Consider the following 14,423-nt stretch of genomic DNA (forward strand, 5'->3'; position numbering starts at 1 on the left):
TGCTGGCAGCGCACGGCATTCCCCGGTTGTAGAGTCCATCTCACCGTCCGGACTGTGGGGGCAGCCGGGGGTGGCCACGCACGCAGAAACAGGGGCCCGAAGCACCCCCTGTCCCGGTTTCCACTGAGTCGAATCCCCTGCGGCCCACTGCGGTGCTTCGAGGGCCTCAACTTAGAGGAGCCACCCTTCAAGACGAAAGCACCTCAGTGAAAAAGCGACCAATCCTCGCCCTGTCCATCACAGCCCTTCTGCTCGCCGGGTGTGCAACTCCCGAATCGACTGCGTCCGGTCAAGCGCAGAACCCGTCGGCGAGCTCCTCGCCGGAGGCCACCACCCAGGCGCCGACCCCGACTCCCACTCCGACTCCCACTCCGACGCCCACCCCGGCGCCGACTCCCACCCCAGCGCCGACGCCCGCCGCGGTGCCCGCGCCCACCGTGGAACCACCCGCTCCGTCTCCTGAGGCGCCGCAGCCGGCCCCAGCGTCCTATCCTGACCTGACGCCCGTTCCGGAATGGGACGCCGTCAGGGTCGAACGGGAAGCGGGAACGACTTGGAACATCGTTGGTGACGGTTACACCCCCGGAGCAGAGATCTTCGTGGGTTTCGGTCCGATGCATACGGATGCCAATCTTCTGGATGAGCCGGTGGTTTATGCGGATGCAAACGGCCACTACTCGATGCCAATCACCCTCGGGGCCGACCTCGCCCCGGGCACCTACGGATTCATGGTCGTCGCGATGCCATTCAGCGAAGCCGGCAAGAGATTCGCAACGGTCGAGGTTGTTGCCCCCACTGGCGAGTAACAGTGACAAGCCGTAGGGCGAATTGACTAGTGCGGCAGAAGAAGGGAAGCTAGCTGATGGCTAGGTTGTCGACAGAATATCCCCCACGATTCCGGTCGGCACCTGCCTGAGGCGGCAATCAACTGCTGCGAAGCCCCTGGCCAAGCGAGACTGGCTGGGGGCTTTCTCAGGTCCGGAGGGTGCTGCGCCATAGGCGGGTCATCGGGGGAACCGCTCGCGGCGTCGCTTCAGCCGGGGGCAGCGGTTGTGGGCCCGTCCGGTACCCCTACCGGACGGGCCTTAACACCACCGCCATGAGCGTTGCGAGACCTATATGGCGGCCGCAGACCACACTAGCCTCCACATCCCGGATGGACAATGCGGGCTGGCGGCCAGGGGAATTGATATGACAATCCGGCCTAGCGTGCCGTACGACGCCGCGAGGCCGGCTTTGATTGCATCTCGGTAACAACCTATTCCTGCTGAGGGATTCGAGACCGTCTGGTAACACTCCGCCACTAGGCTTCTGGACATGTGAGGCGCGCCACCTTTAGGGCTCGCGGGTCGTCATGCAACATCAGATGGGGCTGATTCCACACCAAGAAATAGGAGGCGGAATGCGTTTCGGACGTACTTCCAAAGCTGTGGGGGTCGCGGCGGCAGCTGCGCTCGCACTTAGCGCCTGCGCCGCCAACACCGGTACTGAAACCGATGAGGGCGCCGAGGGCGAAGCAACCGGCGGCGAGATCCGGGTAGTTGAGGTCAATGCTTTCAGTTCGTTCAACTCCGGCACCGCCGAGGGGAACGTGGACATCAACGGCACCGTCGCCTACCTCACCCATTCCGGCTTCAACTACATCAACAACGACCTTGAGGTGGTCCCCAACGAGGACTTCGGCACCTACGAAGTGGTCTCCGAGGACCCGCTCAGCGTCAAGTACACGGTGAACGAAGAGGTGGCCTGGTCCGACGGGGAGCCCGTCGACGCCGGCGACATGTTGCTGGCCTGGGCTGTCCAGTCCGGGCACTTCAACGACGCCACCACCGACGAGGCCGGCGAGGTGACCTCCGGCTCGAGCTACTTCGACTACGCAGGCGACACCAGCGGACTCGGGCTGACCGACGTTCCGGAGATCAGCGACGACGGACGCTCCATCACCCTCAACTACTCCGAGCCCTACTCCGACTACGAGACGGCGTTCGGCACCATGACCGAGGGCGGCATCGGCATGCCGGCCCACGTCGTTGCGGAGAAGGCGGGCCTCGCCGACGAGGACGCGCTCATCGAGCTCATCCAGACCGCCCCCGAGGGCGATCCCGAGAAGCCAGTGGAGCGCCCTGAGCTGCAGGCCGTTGCCGACTTCTGGAACACCGGCTTCGACACCAAGTCCCTGCCCACCGACACCTCGCTCTTCCTGTCGAACGGCCCCTTCATCGTCTCGGACATGACCCCGGACCAGAGCATGACCCTGGTGCGCAACGAGGACTACAACTGGGGCCCCGAGCCGAAGATCGACGAGGTCACCATCCGCTACATCGGTGAGGCTCCGGCCCAGGTGCAGGCGCTGCAGAACGGCGAGGTCGACATCATCGCGCCGCAGGCATCCGCCGACACCGCAGAGCAGCTCGAGGGTCTCGAGGGCATAGAGGTCCTCCGCGGCAACGAGCTGTCCTACGACCACCTCGACCTCAACTTCTCCGGCGTCTTCGCCGAGGAGAACGTGCGCGAGGCCTTCATGAAGACGGTGCCGCGCCAGCAGATCGTCGACACGATCATTAAGAAGCTGAACCCCGAGGCCGCTCCGCTGGATTCCCAGCTGTATCTCGCCGACCAGGAGCGCTACGAGGAAGCACGCGAGAACAACGGGTCCGAGGAGTACGCGGAAGCCGACATCGAGGGTGCACGCGAGCTTCTTGCCGGTGCAACCCCCGAGGTGCGCATCATGTACAACCGTGACAACCCCAACCGTCTCGACGCCTACACCCTGATCGCGGAGTCCGCCTCGCAGGCAGGGTTCAAGGTCGTCGACGGCGGCCTGGGCGCCTCCGACTGGGGCGCCGCCCTGGGCAACGGAACCTACGATGCGACCATCTTCGGCTGGATCAACTCGGGCGTCGGCGTTGCCGGTGTGCCGCAGATCTTCAAGAGCGATGCAGGCTCGAACTTCAACGGTTTCTCGGACCCTGAGGCTGACAAGCTGATGGACGAGCTGATCCGCGAGACGGATCCGGCCGCCCAGGAGGACCTGCAGGTCCAGATCGACAAGCTGATCTGGGACTCCAAGTACGGGCTGCCGCTGTTCCAGCTGCCCGGCCTGAACGCTCACACCGACCAGGTCGCGGGCATGGAATACATGCCGAACCAGACCGGTATCTGGTGGAACTTCTGGGACTGGGAAGTCGTCCAGTAGCACCACCAGTGCAGTTCTAACCGCACCACGGGAGGTGCCGGGACCCTGTCCATCTAGGTTCCGGCACCTTCCTGCGTTCCGCGGCGGTGTCCGCCGTGTCACGTGCGGGCCGCCCCGGAGGGGGTGGATTAGAATGCGACCAGAGTCACAGCAAACCCGCAACCAGACATGAGGCCTCGCAAGCATGGTGACCTACATCGTTCGGCGACTAGCAACAGCGGTCCTAATCCTGTTTGGCGCCTCGTTCATCGTCTATCTGCTGACGGCGGCCTCCGGTGATCCCCTCGAGGACCTGCGCGCCAGCAATGCCCCCAACCGGGAACAGCTCATCCAGGCCCGCTCTGAACTGCTTGACCTGAACACCCCGGCTCCGCTTCGCTACTTCGGCTGGCTGTCCGGCGCGGTGCAGTGCGTGGTGCCCTTCGTAGGCAACTGCGACCTCGGGCGCAGCATCCAGGGTGAAGCCGTCACCGATGCGCTCACCCGGGCCGTGGGCAACACGATCATGCTTGTGACGGCAGCCACCGTGCTGGCCATCATCATCGGGATTTCCCTCGGCATCATCTCCGCCCTGCGCCAGTACAGCGGGCTCGACTACGGCGTGACCTTCATGTCCTTCCTCTTCTTCTCACTGCCGATCTTCTGGCTGGCAGTACTGCTCAAGGAATTCGGCGCGATCGGATTCAATAACTTCCTGACCGACCCGGACATACCCCTGTCGAACCTCCTGGTCGTGGCCCTGATCAGCGGAGTGATCTTCACGATCCTCGCCGGCGGCACCCTCAAACGAAAGGCGGTCGCGTTCCTAATCGGTGCGGTGGCCGCGGGAGGGCTCCTCTACCTCCTCAACCTCATCGACTGGTTCACGCGCCCCGGCCTGGGTCCGATCGTCATCCTCGTGTTCGGAGTGGCGGCGGCCTACGGCATCACCCTGCTGACCGCCGGGCTGAAGAACCGCAAGGCCCTCTACTCGGCCCTGATAATGGTGGCCCTCGGCCTGGTGGCGTACTACGTCGTCAACCCTTTCCTGGGCGGGGCAACGATCTGGCTCTTGCTGCTCCTTGCCGTGGTCACGATCGGCGTGGGCATGGGCGTGGGGTTCCTGCTCGGCGGTTACGACCGGGCTCAGAGCATGCGCACCGCCGCACTGACCGGGCTCCTCATGGCGGGACTGATCGTCCTCGACCGGTTCATGGTGACCTGGCCGTCCTACGTCTCGAACTCCCGGGTGCGCGGCAGGCCGATCGCCACGATCGGTGCTTCGACTCCGGGCCTTGAAGGGGACTTCTGGATCCAGGGAATCGATAACTTCACCCACCTCCTCCTTCCCACCCTGGCACTGCTGCTCGCCTCCCTCGCAAGCTACAGCCGGTACTCACGGGCTTCGATGCTCGAGATCATGAACATGGACTACATCCGGACGGCCCGGGCCAAGGGTCTGTCCGAGCGGACCGTCGTCATGCGCCACGCCTTCCGGAACGCACTGATCCCCCTGGCCACCCTTGTCGCCTTCGACATCGGCGCACTGATCGGCGGCGCCGTCATCACCGAGCAGGTGTTTGCCTTCTCCGGAATGGGCCAACTGTTCGTGCAGGCCCTGCACCGGACGGACCCGAACCCCATCATGGGCTTCTTCCTCGTGGTCGGGATTCTGGCACTCGTCTTCAACCTCATAGCCGACCTTGTCTATTCGGTCCTTGATCCACGCGTAAGGGTGAAAGCATGACCATCCAGGATTCCTCGGAGACACCCCGGGGAGAAGTAGGCCCCTCTCCGCGTGAAGTGGGGCCCGTTGCCGACCCCGAGACGAAGGGGATGTCGCAGGGCCAGATCGTCCGGCGGCGCTTCTTCGACAACTCGGCCGCCATCATCAGCCTCGTGGTCTTCGCCATCATCTTCCTCCTGGCCTTCACCTCGCTGGGCTTCGCCGGTATCCCCGGCTGGTGGAAGTACAACCACACGCAGTTCCTGCCGGTGATCGACGGGGGAGCGCCCACGGTCACCGGGCCCTTCAGCTGGGGCGACCACCCCTTCGGCCAGGACTCGATCGGGCGCGACTACTTCGCCCTGACCATGCGCGGGGCGCAGAATTCGATCATCATCATGCTCCTCATCGGAGCGATCTCGGGCATCGTCGGCGTCGTGGTCGGTGCCTGCTCCGGCTACTTCCGCGGCATGACCGAGGCCGTCCTGATGCGCATCACGGACATCGTCATCATCATCCCGCTGATCGTCCTCGCCGCGGTCCTCGGCCGGACCGTGGGGCAGGCCCTCGGCCCCGGCTCGGCCGTCTTCTTCCTCGGCGTGGTCCTCGGACTGCTCGCCTGGACCGGCATGGCCCGGCTGGTCCGCGGCGAGTTCCTCTCCCTGCGCGAGCGGGAGTTCGTCGATGCCGCCAAGATCGCCGGCGCCTCCAACGCCCGCATCATCTTCAAACACATCCTGCCCAACGCGGTCGGCGTCATCATCGTCAACACCACGCTGCTGATGTCGGCGGCCATCCTGCTCGAGACCGGCCTGAGCTTCATCGGCTTCGGCGTGCAGGCACCGGACGTCTCCCTGGGCCTGATCATCAGCCAGAACCAGGAGGCCTTCCAGACCCGCCCGTGGCTCTTCTGGTTCCCGGGCATCTTCATTGTGCTCATCTGCCTGACGATCAACTTCATCGGTGACGGCCTCCGCGACGCCTTCGACCCGCGCCAGAAGAAGTTCAACGCGCGCAAGGCGAAGGAAGCGGATCGACCGGTGCGCGCGTGAGGGGCAGTGGCTCAGGCCAGGGCGAAAGAAGCAATGGACGCCGCCACGAGCGCCGCTGCCACGCCGATCGGCAGCCAGTTCACACTCCTGGCCACCACCGCCGAGTCGGTGAGGTCGACGTCGAGGGAACCGCTGCCGATGAATTTCTCCCACCGGCTGCGGACAAGGAACGCGGCGTAGCCGGAGTCGGTGTGCGTGAGGTCGCCCGGGCGCACGGAACGCCCCGGCCCGTAACTGTTTCCCGGAAGGTTGGCCAGATGCTCGGGCTTTCCGGCGTGGGTGCCCCAGACTCCGGGGGCGGGCGCGGCCCAGGCCGTGTAGGAGCCGCGGGGCGTGACGAGCTTCAGCGCGAACTTGGTATCGACGTGCACCAGCGCGGCCCACGGCACCGAGACGGTGGTCAGCGGGTTCCGCAGGGTCACGGCGTCCGGATCCACCTCGACGGACGGGTACCAGAACAGCCACCACGCCGCGAAGGCGAAGACGGCGAGCGGCCAGCCCGCCAGCAGTCCGGAGACCCCCTCCGACACCACCACGGACACCAGGCCCACCGCGGTCAGCGCGAAGGCCACCGCCGTGAAGGCCTTGCTGGTGCGCGGTCGGAACACTGTGGTGACGGGACCGCCCGTGGCGCTGCTCATCGCTCTATGATTCCAGCATTTTCCTCTGGTGGGTCAACCGGAGATTCCACGGCGGATATACCACTCCCGGGTGCCGGGCGGAAGGACAGCGCATCATGACCAGCGACGTTATTGGCAGTCCCGATGGAAACGACCCACGGGACCCGCGCGGGCCGGTGCTGGAGGTGCGCAACCTCAGCGTCGACTTCGGCGTCGACAAGAAATGGGTGCCGGCCGCGATCGACCTGAACTACTACGTCAACGCAGGCGAGGTCCTGGCAATCGTGGGCGAGTCCGGTTCGGGAAAAAGCGCAAGCTCTATGTCCCTCCTCGGACTGCTGCCCTCGAACAGCCGGGTCACCGGCGAGGTGCTGCTCAACGGCAAGTCGGTCCTCACCATGTCGCCGGCGCAGCTGCGCGAGGTGCGCGGGAGCGAGGTGGCCGTGATCTTCCAGGAGCCGATGACGGCACTCAACCCCGTGTACACCGTGGGCTTCCAGATCGTCGAAACCCTCCGCCTCCACATCGAGATGTCCCCGGACGCGGCGAAGCAGCGGGCCCTGGCCCTGCTGGACATGGTCGAGCTTCCCGACCCGGACAAGGCGTTCCGGTCCTACCCGCACCAGCTCTCCGGCGGGCAGCGCCAGCGTGCCATGATTGCCCAGTCCCTCTCCTGCGATCCGAAGCTGCTGATCGCCGACGAGCCCACGACGGCGCTCGACGTGACGGTGCAGGCGGAAATCCTCGACCTGATGCGTAATCTGCGCACCAAACTGGACAGCGCCATTGTCCTTATCACCCACGACATGGGCGTCGTGGCCGACCTTGCCGACCGCATCGCGGTCATGCGCAAGGGCGAGATTGTCGAGACTGGGACAGCTGATCAGATCTTCGGCAGCCCGCAGCACGAGTACACGCAGGCACTGCTGGCGGCGGTGCCGCACCTCGGCCAGGGGGCAGGGCAGGACGACGTCGACATCACGGCGGCACTGGCCGCCGCGACCCACTCGGAGCTGGTCGGCGTCGACCACGAAGAACTGGAACGGCGCGAGCGGGAGGTCCTGGCCGGCCTTCACGAGGAGTCGGCACCCCAGGCGGACCCGGTCCTCGAACTCAAGAACGTCGCGATCGAATACCCCAAGCAGGGCAGGGTGCCTGCGTTCCGTGCCGTGGAGGGGGCGAACCTCGTTGTCTATCCCGGCCAGGTCATCGGCCTGGTGGGGGAGTCGGGCTCGGGCAAGACCACCATCGGCCGGGCGGCGGTCGGCCTGCTTCCGGTGGCCGAGGGGACGCTATCCGTCGTGGGGACCGATATCTCCGGCTTCCGGCCCGCCTCCAAGGAGCTGGCCGCGGTCCGCCGCCACGTCGGCATGGTCTTCCAGGACCCGTCGTCGTCCTTGAACCCGCGGCTGCCGATCGGCGAGAGCATCGGCGAACCGATGTACCTGGCCGGCGAGGCCAAGGGTGCGGAACTGCAGAAACGCATCGAGGCACTCCTCGACCAGGTCGAGCTGCCGCGGAGCTACCGTAACCGCTACCCGCATGAGCTCTCCGGCGGGCAGAAGCAGCGGGTCGGCATCGCGCGGGCGCTCTCGCTGCGCCCGAAGCTCATGGTCGCCGACGAGCCGACCTCGGCCCTGGATGTCTCGGTCCAGGCCCGGGTGCTCGAACTGTTCCAGAACCTGCAGCGCGAACTCGGCTTCGCCTGCCTGTTTGTCACCCATGACCTCGCGGTGGTCGACGTCCTCGCGGACCACATCTGCGTGATGCAGCGCGGCCGGATCGTGGAACAGGGGACCCGCGATCAGATCCTGCGCAGCCCCCAAAATCCCTACACCCAGCGGCTGCTTGCCGCCGTCCCCCTTCCGGACCCGCAGAAGCAGCGCGAGCGGCGCGAACTGCGCGCCCAGCTGCTGGCAGCGGAGTAGGCAAACCGACCGCTCGGCGGTGCTCCGCCGTCAGCCGGCGGAGTGCCGTCCCGGCTGTGGCGGCGGATACACCGTTGTACCGAAAAGCCGCCGCGGGCCGATCGAGGCGTGGACGTTACCAAATCGTGACTTTTTCGGCCGCTGTCCCCCTCACCTGCGGCAGCGCCCGTTCACCGCCCGTTTCCTGAGTCTTCGCTGAAAGTTTTCGCCCGCTGCCGCCGTGCCTGCGTTTCTTGGGGCAAACCCGTGGGGCATATGATTTCCCGGTGTGAGTTGGCTCATGCGTACCATTCGAGTCCAACAGCCCCGGCCGTAACAGCGCCGGGGGAAACCTAACAACTAGGAGGCGGAATGCGTTTCACGCGCAATTCCAGAATTCTCAGCGTGGCAGCGGTTGCTGTCTTCGCGCTGAGCGCATGCGGCGGCGGCGGCGGAAGCACCGACGAAGCAGCTACCAGCGGCAACACCGATGCCGTCATCGTGGTCGACGGCTCTGAACCCCAGAACCCGCTGATCCCGACCAGCACCAACGAAGTCGGCGGCGGAGCAGTCCTCGACCTCATCTTCGCCGGGCTCGTCAGCTACGACGCCGATGGCAAGGTGCAGAACGAGGTCGCCGAGTCCATCGAGACCGAGGATGCCCAGAACTACACGATCACCCTGAAGGAGGGCATGACCTTTACCAATGGCGATCCGGTCACGGCCAGCTCCTTCGTTGACGCGTGGAACTACGGCGCCGCAGCAAAGAACGCCCAGCTGAGCAGCTACTTCTTCGAGAGCATCGAAGGATACGCCGAGGCCAGCGCCGAAGGCTCCACCGTCACTGAGATGAGCGGCCTGAAGGTTGTCGACGATAAGACCTTCACCGTCGCCCTGTCGCAGCCCGAATCGGACTGGCCCCAGCGCCTCGGCTACAGCGCGTTCTACCCGCTGCCCGCCGACGCCCTGAAGGACCCCAAGGCGTTCGGCGAGAACCCGGTCGGCAACGGCCCGTACAAGTTCGCCGCCGAAGGTGCCTGGAAGCACAACGAACAGATCGAGCTCGTGCCGAACGAGGATTACGAAGGTCCGCAGGAGCCCAAGAACGGCGGCATCACCTTCAAGATCTACCAGAACGACACGACGGCCTACCAGGACCTGATCTCGGACAACCTGGATGTGCTGAAGACCATCCCGACGTCGGACATCAAGAACTTCAAGAACGACCTTGGTGAGCGCTCGATCGAGTCCCCGTACGCCGGCAACCAGACCATCGCCGTCCCGTACTACCTGAAGAACTGGGACGGCGAGGCAGGCAAGCTGCGCCGCCAGGCCCTGTCGATGGCGATCAACCGTGACGAGATCACCGAGGTGATCTTCAACGGCGGCCGCGAGCCCGCCAAGGAATTCACCGCTCCGGTCCTCCCCGGCTTCGAGGAAGACCTGCCCGGCAGCGAAAACCTTGAGTACAACCCGGAAAAGGCCAAGGAACTGTGGGCCGAGGCCGAGAAGCTTGAGCCTTACGACGCCTCCGAGCCCCTGACCATCGGTTACAACGCCGACAAGGGCGATCACAAGACCTGGGTTGAGGCGCTGGTCAACAGCGTCAAGAACACCCTGGGTATCGAGATCACCGGCAAGCCGTACGCCACCTTCAAGGAAGCCCGCACCGAGGCGACCGAGCAGACGCTCACCGGCGCCATCCGGTCGGGCTGGCAGGCCGACTACCCCTCGCTGTACAACTTCCTCGGACCGATCTACGCCACCGGCGCCGGATCCAACGACTCCGTGTACACCAATGAGGAGTTCGACAAGGCCCTGAAGGAAGGGCTTGCTGCGGAGTCCGTCGAAGAGGGCAACAAGGCAATGAACGAGGCACAGGAGACCCTCCTCGAGGACCTTCCGGCCATCCCGCTGTGGTACCAGGTCGCCCAGGGCGGCTGGAGCAACAACGTGGACAATGTTGAATTCGGCTGGAACGGCGTACCTCTGTACCACGCCATCACCGGCAAGTAATCCGACACGGAATGGGGGCCTGCCTCTGGCGGGCCCCCATTTTCCGTGATCCAACGAAAAGGTTCCAACCCAAAATGAGCAACCCCCAAGAGCGTTCCGTCCGAACGCCTGACGCGCCGGGAGGTGCGCACTAATGACCTGGTATGTTTCCCGGCGCTTCCTGCAGCTGATTCCGGTCTTCCTCGGAGCTACGCTCCTCGTCTATTTCCTGGTCTTCAGCCTTCCCGGTGACGCAACCGCGGCCATCTGTGGTGAGCGCGGATGTACCCCCGCCGTCGTCACCGCGCTGCGCGAGCAGTACAACCTGGACGAGCCGTTCTGGATCCAGTACCTGCTCTACCTCAAGGGCGTCCTGACCTTCGATCTGGGCACCAACTTCTCCGGCCGCCCCATCGCCGTCATCATCGCCGAGGTCTTCCCGACCACCGCCAAGCTCGCCGTCATGGCCCTCATCTTCGAGGCCATCTTCGGCATCGTCTTCGGCCTCATCGCGGGCCTGCGCAAGGGCAAGCTGTTCGACTCCACCGTCCTGGTGCTCTCCCTCGTCGTCATCGCCGTGCCGATCTTCGTCCTCGGCTTCCTGATGCAGTTCCTGATCGGCGTCAAGCTTGGGTGGACCAACCCGACCGTCAGCGGCGACGCCACCGTCTCCGAGCTGATCCTGCCGGCCGTCGTGCTGGGTCTCGTGTCCTTCGCCTATGTGCTGCGCCTGACGCGCACCAGCATCCTTGAGAACGTCAAGGCCGACTACGTCCGCACCGCCACCGCCAAGGGGCTCAGCCGCAAGCGTGTGGTCGTCGTGCACATCCTGCGCAACTCGATGATCCCCGTTGTCACCTTCCTGGGCGCCGACCTCGGGACCCTCATGGGCGGGGCCATCGTCACCGAAGGAATCTTCAACGTCAACGGTGTCGGCCTCACGCTGTACCGCGCCGTCCTGAACGGGGACGGGCCGACTGTCGTTTCGATCGTCACCTTCCTGATCCTCATCTTCTGCCTCGCGAACCTGCTGGTGGACCTCCTGTACGCGTGGCTTGACCCAAGGATTCGATATGCCTGAGCTTGAGAACAACCTGAAGACGGCGGGAAGGGTGAAGACCTCCGCCTACCCGATCGAGCACTATGTCGCCGATATTGAGGAAACCCCTGTCCGGGCGACCGACAGTGCCACCGCCGAGGGCGCTCCCTCGAGCCTGTGGCGTGAGGCCTGGCGCAGCCTGCGCCGGCAGCCGCTGTTCCTGATCAGCGCGGTCCTCATCCTGGCGATCCTCGTCGTGGCGCTGTTCCCCGGACTGTTCACGAACGAGCCGCCGAACTCGAATTGCCTGCTGGCCAACTCCGACGGCGGCCCCGCACCGGGGCACCCGCTCGGCTTCACCCAGCAGGGCTGCGACATCCTCTCGCGCGTCGTGCACGGCACCCAGTCCTCCCTCACCGTTGGGCTGTTCGCCACTCTCGGCGTGCTGGTCATCGGCGGCCTGATCGGCGCCCTCGCCGGATTCTTCGGCGGCTGGGTCGACGCGATCCTGGCCCGCGTCGGCGACATCTTCTTCGCCCTGCCGCTGATCCTCGGCGCCATCGTCGTCGTGCAGCTGCCCTTCTTCCAGCAGAACCGCAACGTCTGGACGCTCGTGGTGATCCTGGTTTCCTTCGGGTGGCCGCAGATCGCGCGCATAACCCGCGCCGCCGTCATCGAGGTCCGCAACGCGGACTTCGTCATGGCGGCCCGCTCCCTGGGCGTTTCCCCGATGTCGGCGCTGGTCAAGCACGTCATCCCCAACGCCCTGGCCCCGGTCATCGTCATTGCGACCATCTCCCTGGGCACGTTCATCGTGGCCGAGTCCACCCTGTCCTTCCTGGGCATCGGGCTGCCGCCGGACGTCATGTCCTGGGGCAATGACATCTTCTCCGCGAAGTCGTCACTGAGGTCCAACCCCAGTGCCATCTTCTGGCCGGGCCTGGCCCTGTCCTTGACCGTTCTGAGCTTCATCATGCTGGGCGATGCCCTGCGTGACGCTCTCGATCCGAAGGCGCGCAAGCGATGAGCTCAACTCTTGGAAACGACGGCATCACCGAGGTCCGGACCGCACCGTCCGAGGTGCGGCCCCTGCTCGAACTGAGGGACCTGGCGATCACGTTCGACACCGCGAACGGGGAGGTCCCGGCGGTGCGCAACGCGCACCTGACCGTGATGCCCGGCGAGACCGTGGCCATCGTGGGAGAGTCCGGTTCCGGCAAGTCCACCACGGCCCTCGCCGCGATCGGGCTGCTGCCCGGCAACGGGAGGGTCTCGGGCGGATCGATTCTTTTCGACGGCGAGGACATCACCAACGCCAGCGAAAAGCGCATCGTCGAACTCCGCGGCTCCTCGATCGGCATGGTCCCCCAGGACCCGATGTCGAACCTGAACCCGGTCTGGAAGATCGGTTTCCAGGTCAAGGAGACCCTGCGGGCCAACGGCCTGCCGTACTCCACGCAGGATGTGGCGAAGGTACTGTCCGAAGCCGGCCTTCCCGACGCTGAGTCGCGCGCCAACCAGTACCCGCACGAATTCTCCGGCGGTATGCGCCAGCGCGCGCTCATCGCCATCGGGCTCTCGTGCCGGCCGCGCCTGCTGATCGCCGACGAGCCCACGTCAGCCCTGGACGTGACGGTGCAGCGCCAGATCCTCGATCATCTCGACCGGATGACCGATGAACTGGGCACTGCGGTGCTGCTGATCACCCACGACCTCGGCCTCGCAGCCGAGCGCGCGCACAAAGTCATCGTCATGTACAAGGGCCAGGTCGTCGAGGCCGGTCCCGCTCTTGAGCTGCTGACCAACCCGCGCCATCCGTACACCCAGAAGCTGGTTGCCTCGGCACCCTCGATCGCCTCCCGGCGCATCGAATCGGCCAAGAAGCTCGGCGTTGCAACGGACGACGTGCTCGCGCCGTCGGCCGAGAAGGCTGACTCCAAGGACAAGGTGATCGAGGTCAAGGATCTCACCAAGGTCTTCAAGATCCGCGGCAGCTGGGGCAAGTCGACCGACTTCACGGCGGTCGACAATGTGTCGTTCTCGATCGCCCGCGGCACCACCACCGCGGTGGTGGGGGAGTCCGGCTCCGGTAAGTCAACGGTCGCCCGCATGGTGCTGGGCCTGGAGACGGCGACGGCGGGGGACATCCGGTTCGACGGGGTGGACATCACCACCCTGGGCCGGAAGGAACTGTTCAACTTCCGCCGCCGGGTTCAGCCGATCTTCCAGGACCCCTACGGTTCGCTCGACCCGATGTACAACATCTACCGCACCATCGAGGAACCCCTTCGGGTGCACGGGATCGGCAACGCCAAGAGCCGCGAGAAGAAGGTGCGCGAGCTCCTCGACCAGGTGGCACTGCCGTCCTCGATGATGCAGCGCTTCCCCAATGAGCTCTCGGGCGGGCAGCGCCAGCGCGTGGCCATCGCCCGGGCCCTGGCCCTCGATCCCGAGGTCGTCATCTGCGACGAGGCCGTCTCGGCGCTCGACGTGCTGGTGCAGGCGCAGATCCTGAATCTGCTCGCCGACCTTCAGGCCGAGCTGGGCCTGAGCTACCTCTTCATCACCCACGACCTCGCGGTCGTGCGGCAGATCGCGGACCACGTGGCCGTGATGGAGAAGGGCAAGCTGGTTGAGCAGGGCTCCACCGACGAGGTCTTCGACAGCCCGCAGACCGCCTACACCCAGTCGCTGCTCGCGGCGATCCCGGGTGCTGGCCTGGTGCTTCCTCCGGAAGCAGCGTGACGGTGCTGATCTGACGGCGCTTCGCTCAGGGCCGAAACGACGCCGGTGCTCCCCGAATGCGGGGCAGCGCCGGCGTCGTTCGTCGTTGGAGGGCCCCCGCGGAGGCCCGCGCATTAGGTCTGGTTTTGTCAAACCCGTAGACTTGACGCAGGGCGCGCATTGCT

General features: G+C 65.4%; 11 protein-coding genes. 10 read left to right on the forward strand and 1 reads right to left on the reverse strand.

Annotated features, from left to right (window positions below):
• Positions 1 to 259 precede the first annotated feature (259 nt).
• The 5 genes from GVV77_RS09760 (at position 260) to GVV77_RS09780 (ending at position 5,953) form a co-directional block, all read left to right on the forward strand.
• Entirely contained in the window at positions 260 to 463 is a 204-nt protein-coding gene (locus GVV77_RS09760) for a hypothetical protein (RefSeq protein WP_159617931.1), read from the forward strand.
• Between the two features lie 151 nt (positions 464 to 614).
• Complete coding sequence (locus GVV77_RS09765) at positions 615 to 806, forward strand: hypothetical protein (protein WP_159617932.1); 192 nt, start codon at positions 615 to 617, stop codon at positions 804 to 806.
• Positions 807 to 1,402: 596 nt separating this feature from the next.
• Positions 1,403 to 3,196: an ABC transporter family substrate-binding protein gene (locus tag GVV77_RS09770; protein ID WP_159617933.1), complete on the forward strand. Its 1,794-nt coding sequence runs from the start codon at positions 1,403 to 1,405 to the stop codon at positions 3,194 to 3,196.
• Between the two features lie 184 nt (positions 3,197 to 3,380).
• A complete protein-coding gene (locus tag GVV77_RS09775; protein WP_159617934.1) occupies positions 3,381 to 4,922 on the forward strand; it encodes an ABC transporter permease in 1,542 nt (513 codons plus the stop codon).
• Positions 4,919 to 5,953 carry an ABC transporter permease gene (locus tag GVV77_RS09780; protein WP_159617935.1) on the forward strand — a complete coding sequence of 345 codons (1,035 nt, stop codon included), beginning with the start codon at positions 4,919 to 4,921 and terminating at the stop codon, positions 5,951 to 5,953. Before GVV77_RS09775 ends, GVV77_RS09780 begins: the two co-directional genes overlap by 4 nt.
• Before the next feature lie 11 nt (positions 5,954 to 5,964).
• On the opposite strand, the gene GVV77_RS09785 is transcribed toward GVV77_RS09780, so the two are convergent.
• Positions 5,965 to 6,594 carry a PH domain-containing protein gene (locus GVV77_RS09785; protein ID WP_159617936.1) on the reverse strand — a complete coding sequence of 210 codons (630 nt, stop codon included), beginning with the start codon at positions 6,592 to 6,594 and terminating at the stop codon, positions 5,965 to 5,967.
• 95 nt (positions 6,595 to 6,689) lie between these two features.
• Between GVV77_RS09785 and GVV77_RS09790 the strand changes: the two genes are divergently transcribed.
• From GVV77_RS09790 to GVV77_RS09810, 5 genes are all read left to right on the forward strand, one after another.
• Positions 6,690 to 8,501, forward strand: a complete 1,812-nt coding sequence (locus GVV77_RS09790) for an ABC transporter ATP-binding protein (RefSeq protein ID WP_159617937.1) — start codon at positions 6,690 to 6,692, stop codon at positions 8,499 to 8,501.
• 351 nt (positions 8,502 to 8,852) lie between these two features.
• Positions 8,853 to 10,496 (forward strand): peptide ABC transporter substrate-binding protein, encoded by a 1,644-nt coding sequence (locus GVV77_RS09795; protein WP_159617938.1) that lies wholly within the window; start codon positions 8,853 to 8,855, stop codon positions 10,494 to 10,496.
• A gap of 133 nt (positions 10,497 to 10,629) precedes the next feature.
• On the forward strand, positions 10,630 to 11,556 hold the full coding sequence (locus GVV77_RS09800) for an ABC transporter permease (protein ID WP_120164991.1): 927 nt from the start codon (positions 10,630 to 10,632) through the stop codon (positions 11,554 to 11,556).
• Entirely contained in the window at positions 11,549 to 12,541 is a 993-nt protein-coding gene (locus tag GVV77_RS09805; protein ID WP_159617939.1) for an ABC transporter permease, read from the forward strand. Before GVV77_RS09800 ends, GVV77_RS09805 begins: the two co-directional genes overlap by 8 nt.
• Complete coding sequence (locus GVV77_RS09810; RefSeq protein WP_159617940.1) at positions 12,538 to 14,259, forward strand: ABC transporter ATP-binding protein; 1,722 nt, start codon at positions 12,538 to 12,540, stop codon at positions 14,257 to 14,259. Before GVV77_RS09805 ends, GVV77_RS09810 begins: the two co-directional genes overlap by 4 nt.
• Positions 14,260 to 14,423 lie beyond the last annotated feature (164 nt).

This window comes from Arthrobacter zhaoguopingii (assembly GCF_009828605.1).
In the GTDB taxonomy this organism is placed as follows: domain Bacteria; phylum Actinomycetota; class Actinomycetes; order Actinomycetales; family Micrococcaceae; genus Arthrobacter_D; species Arthrobacter_D zhaoguopingii.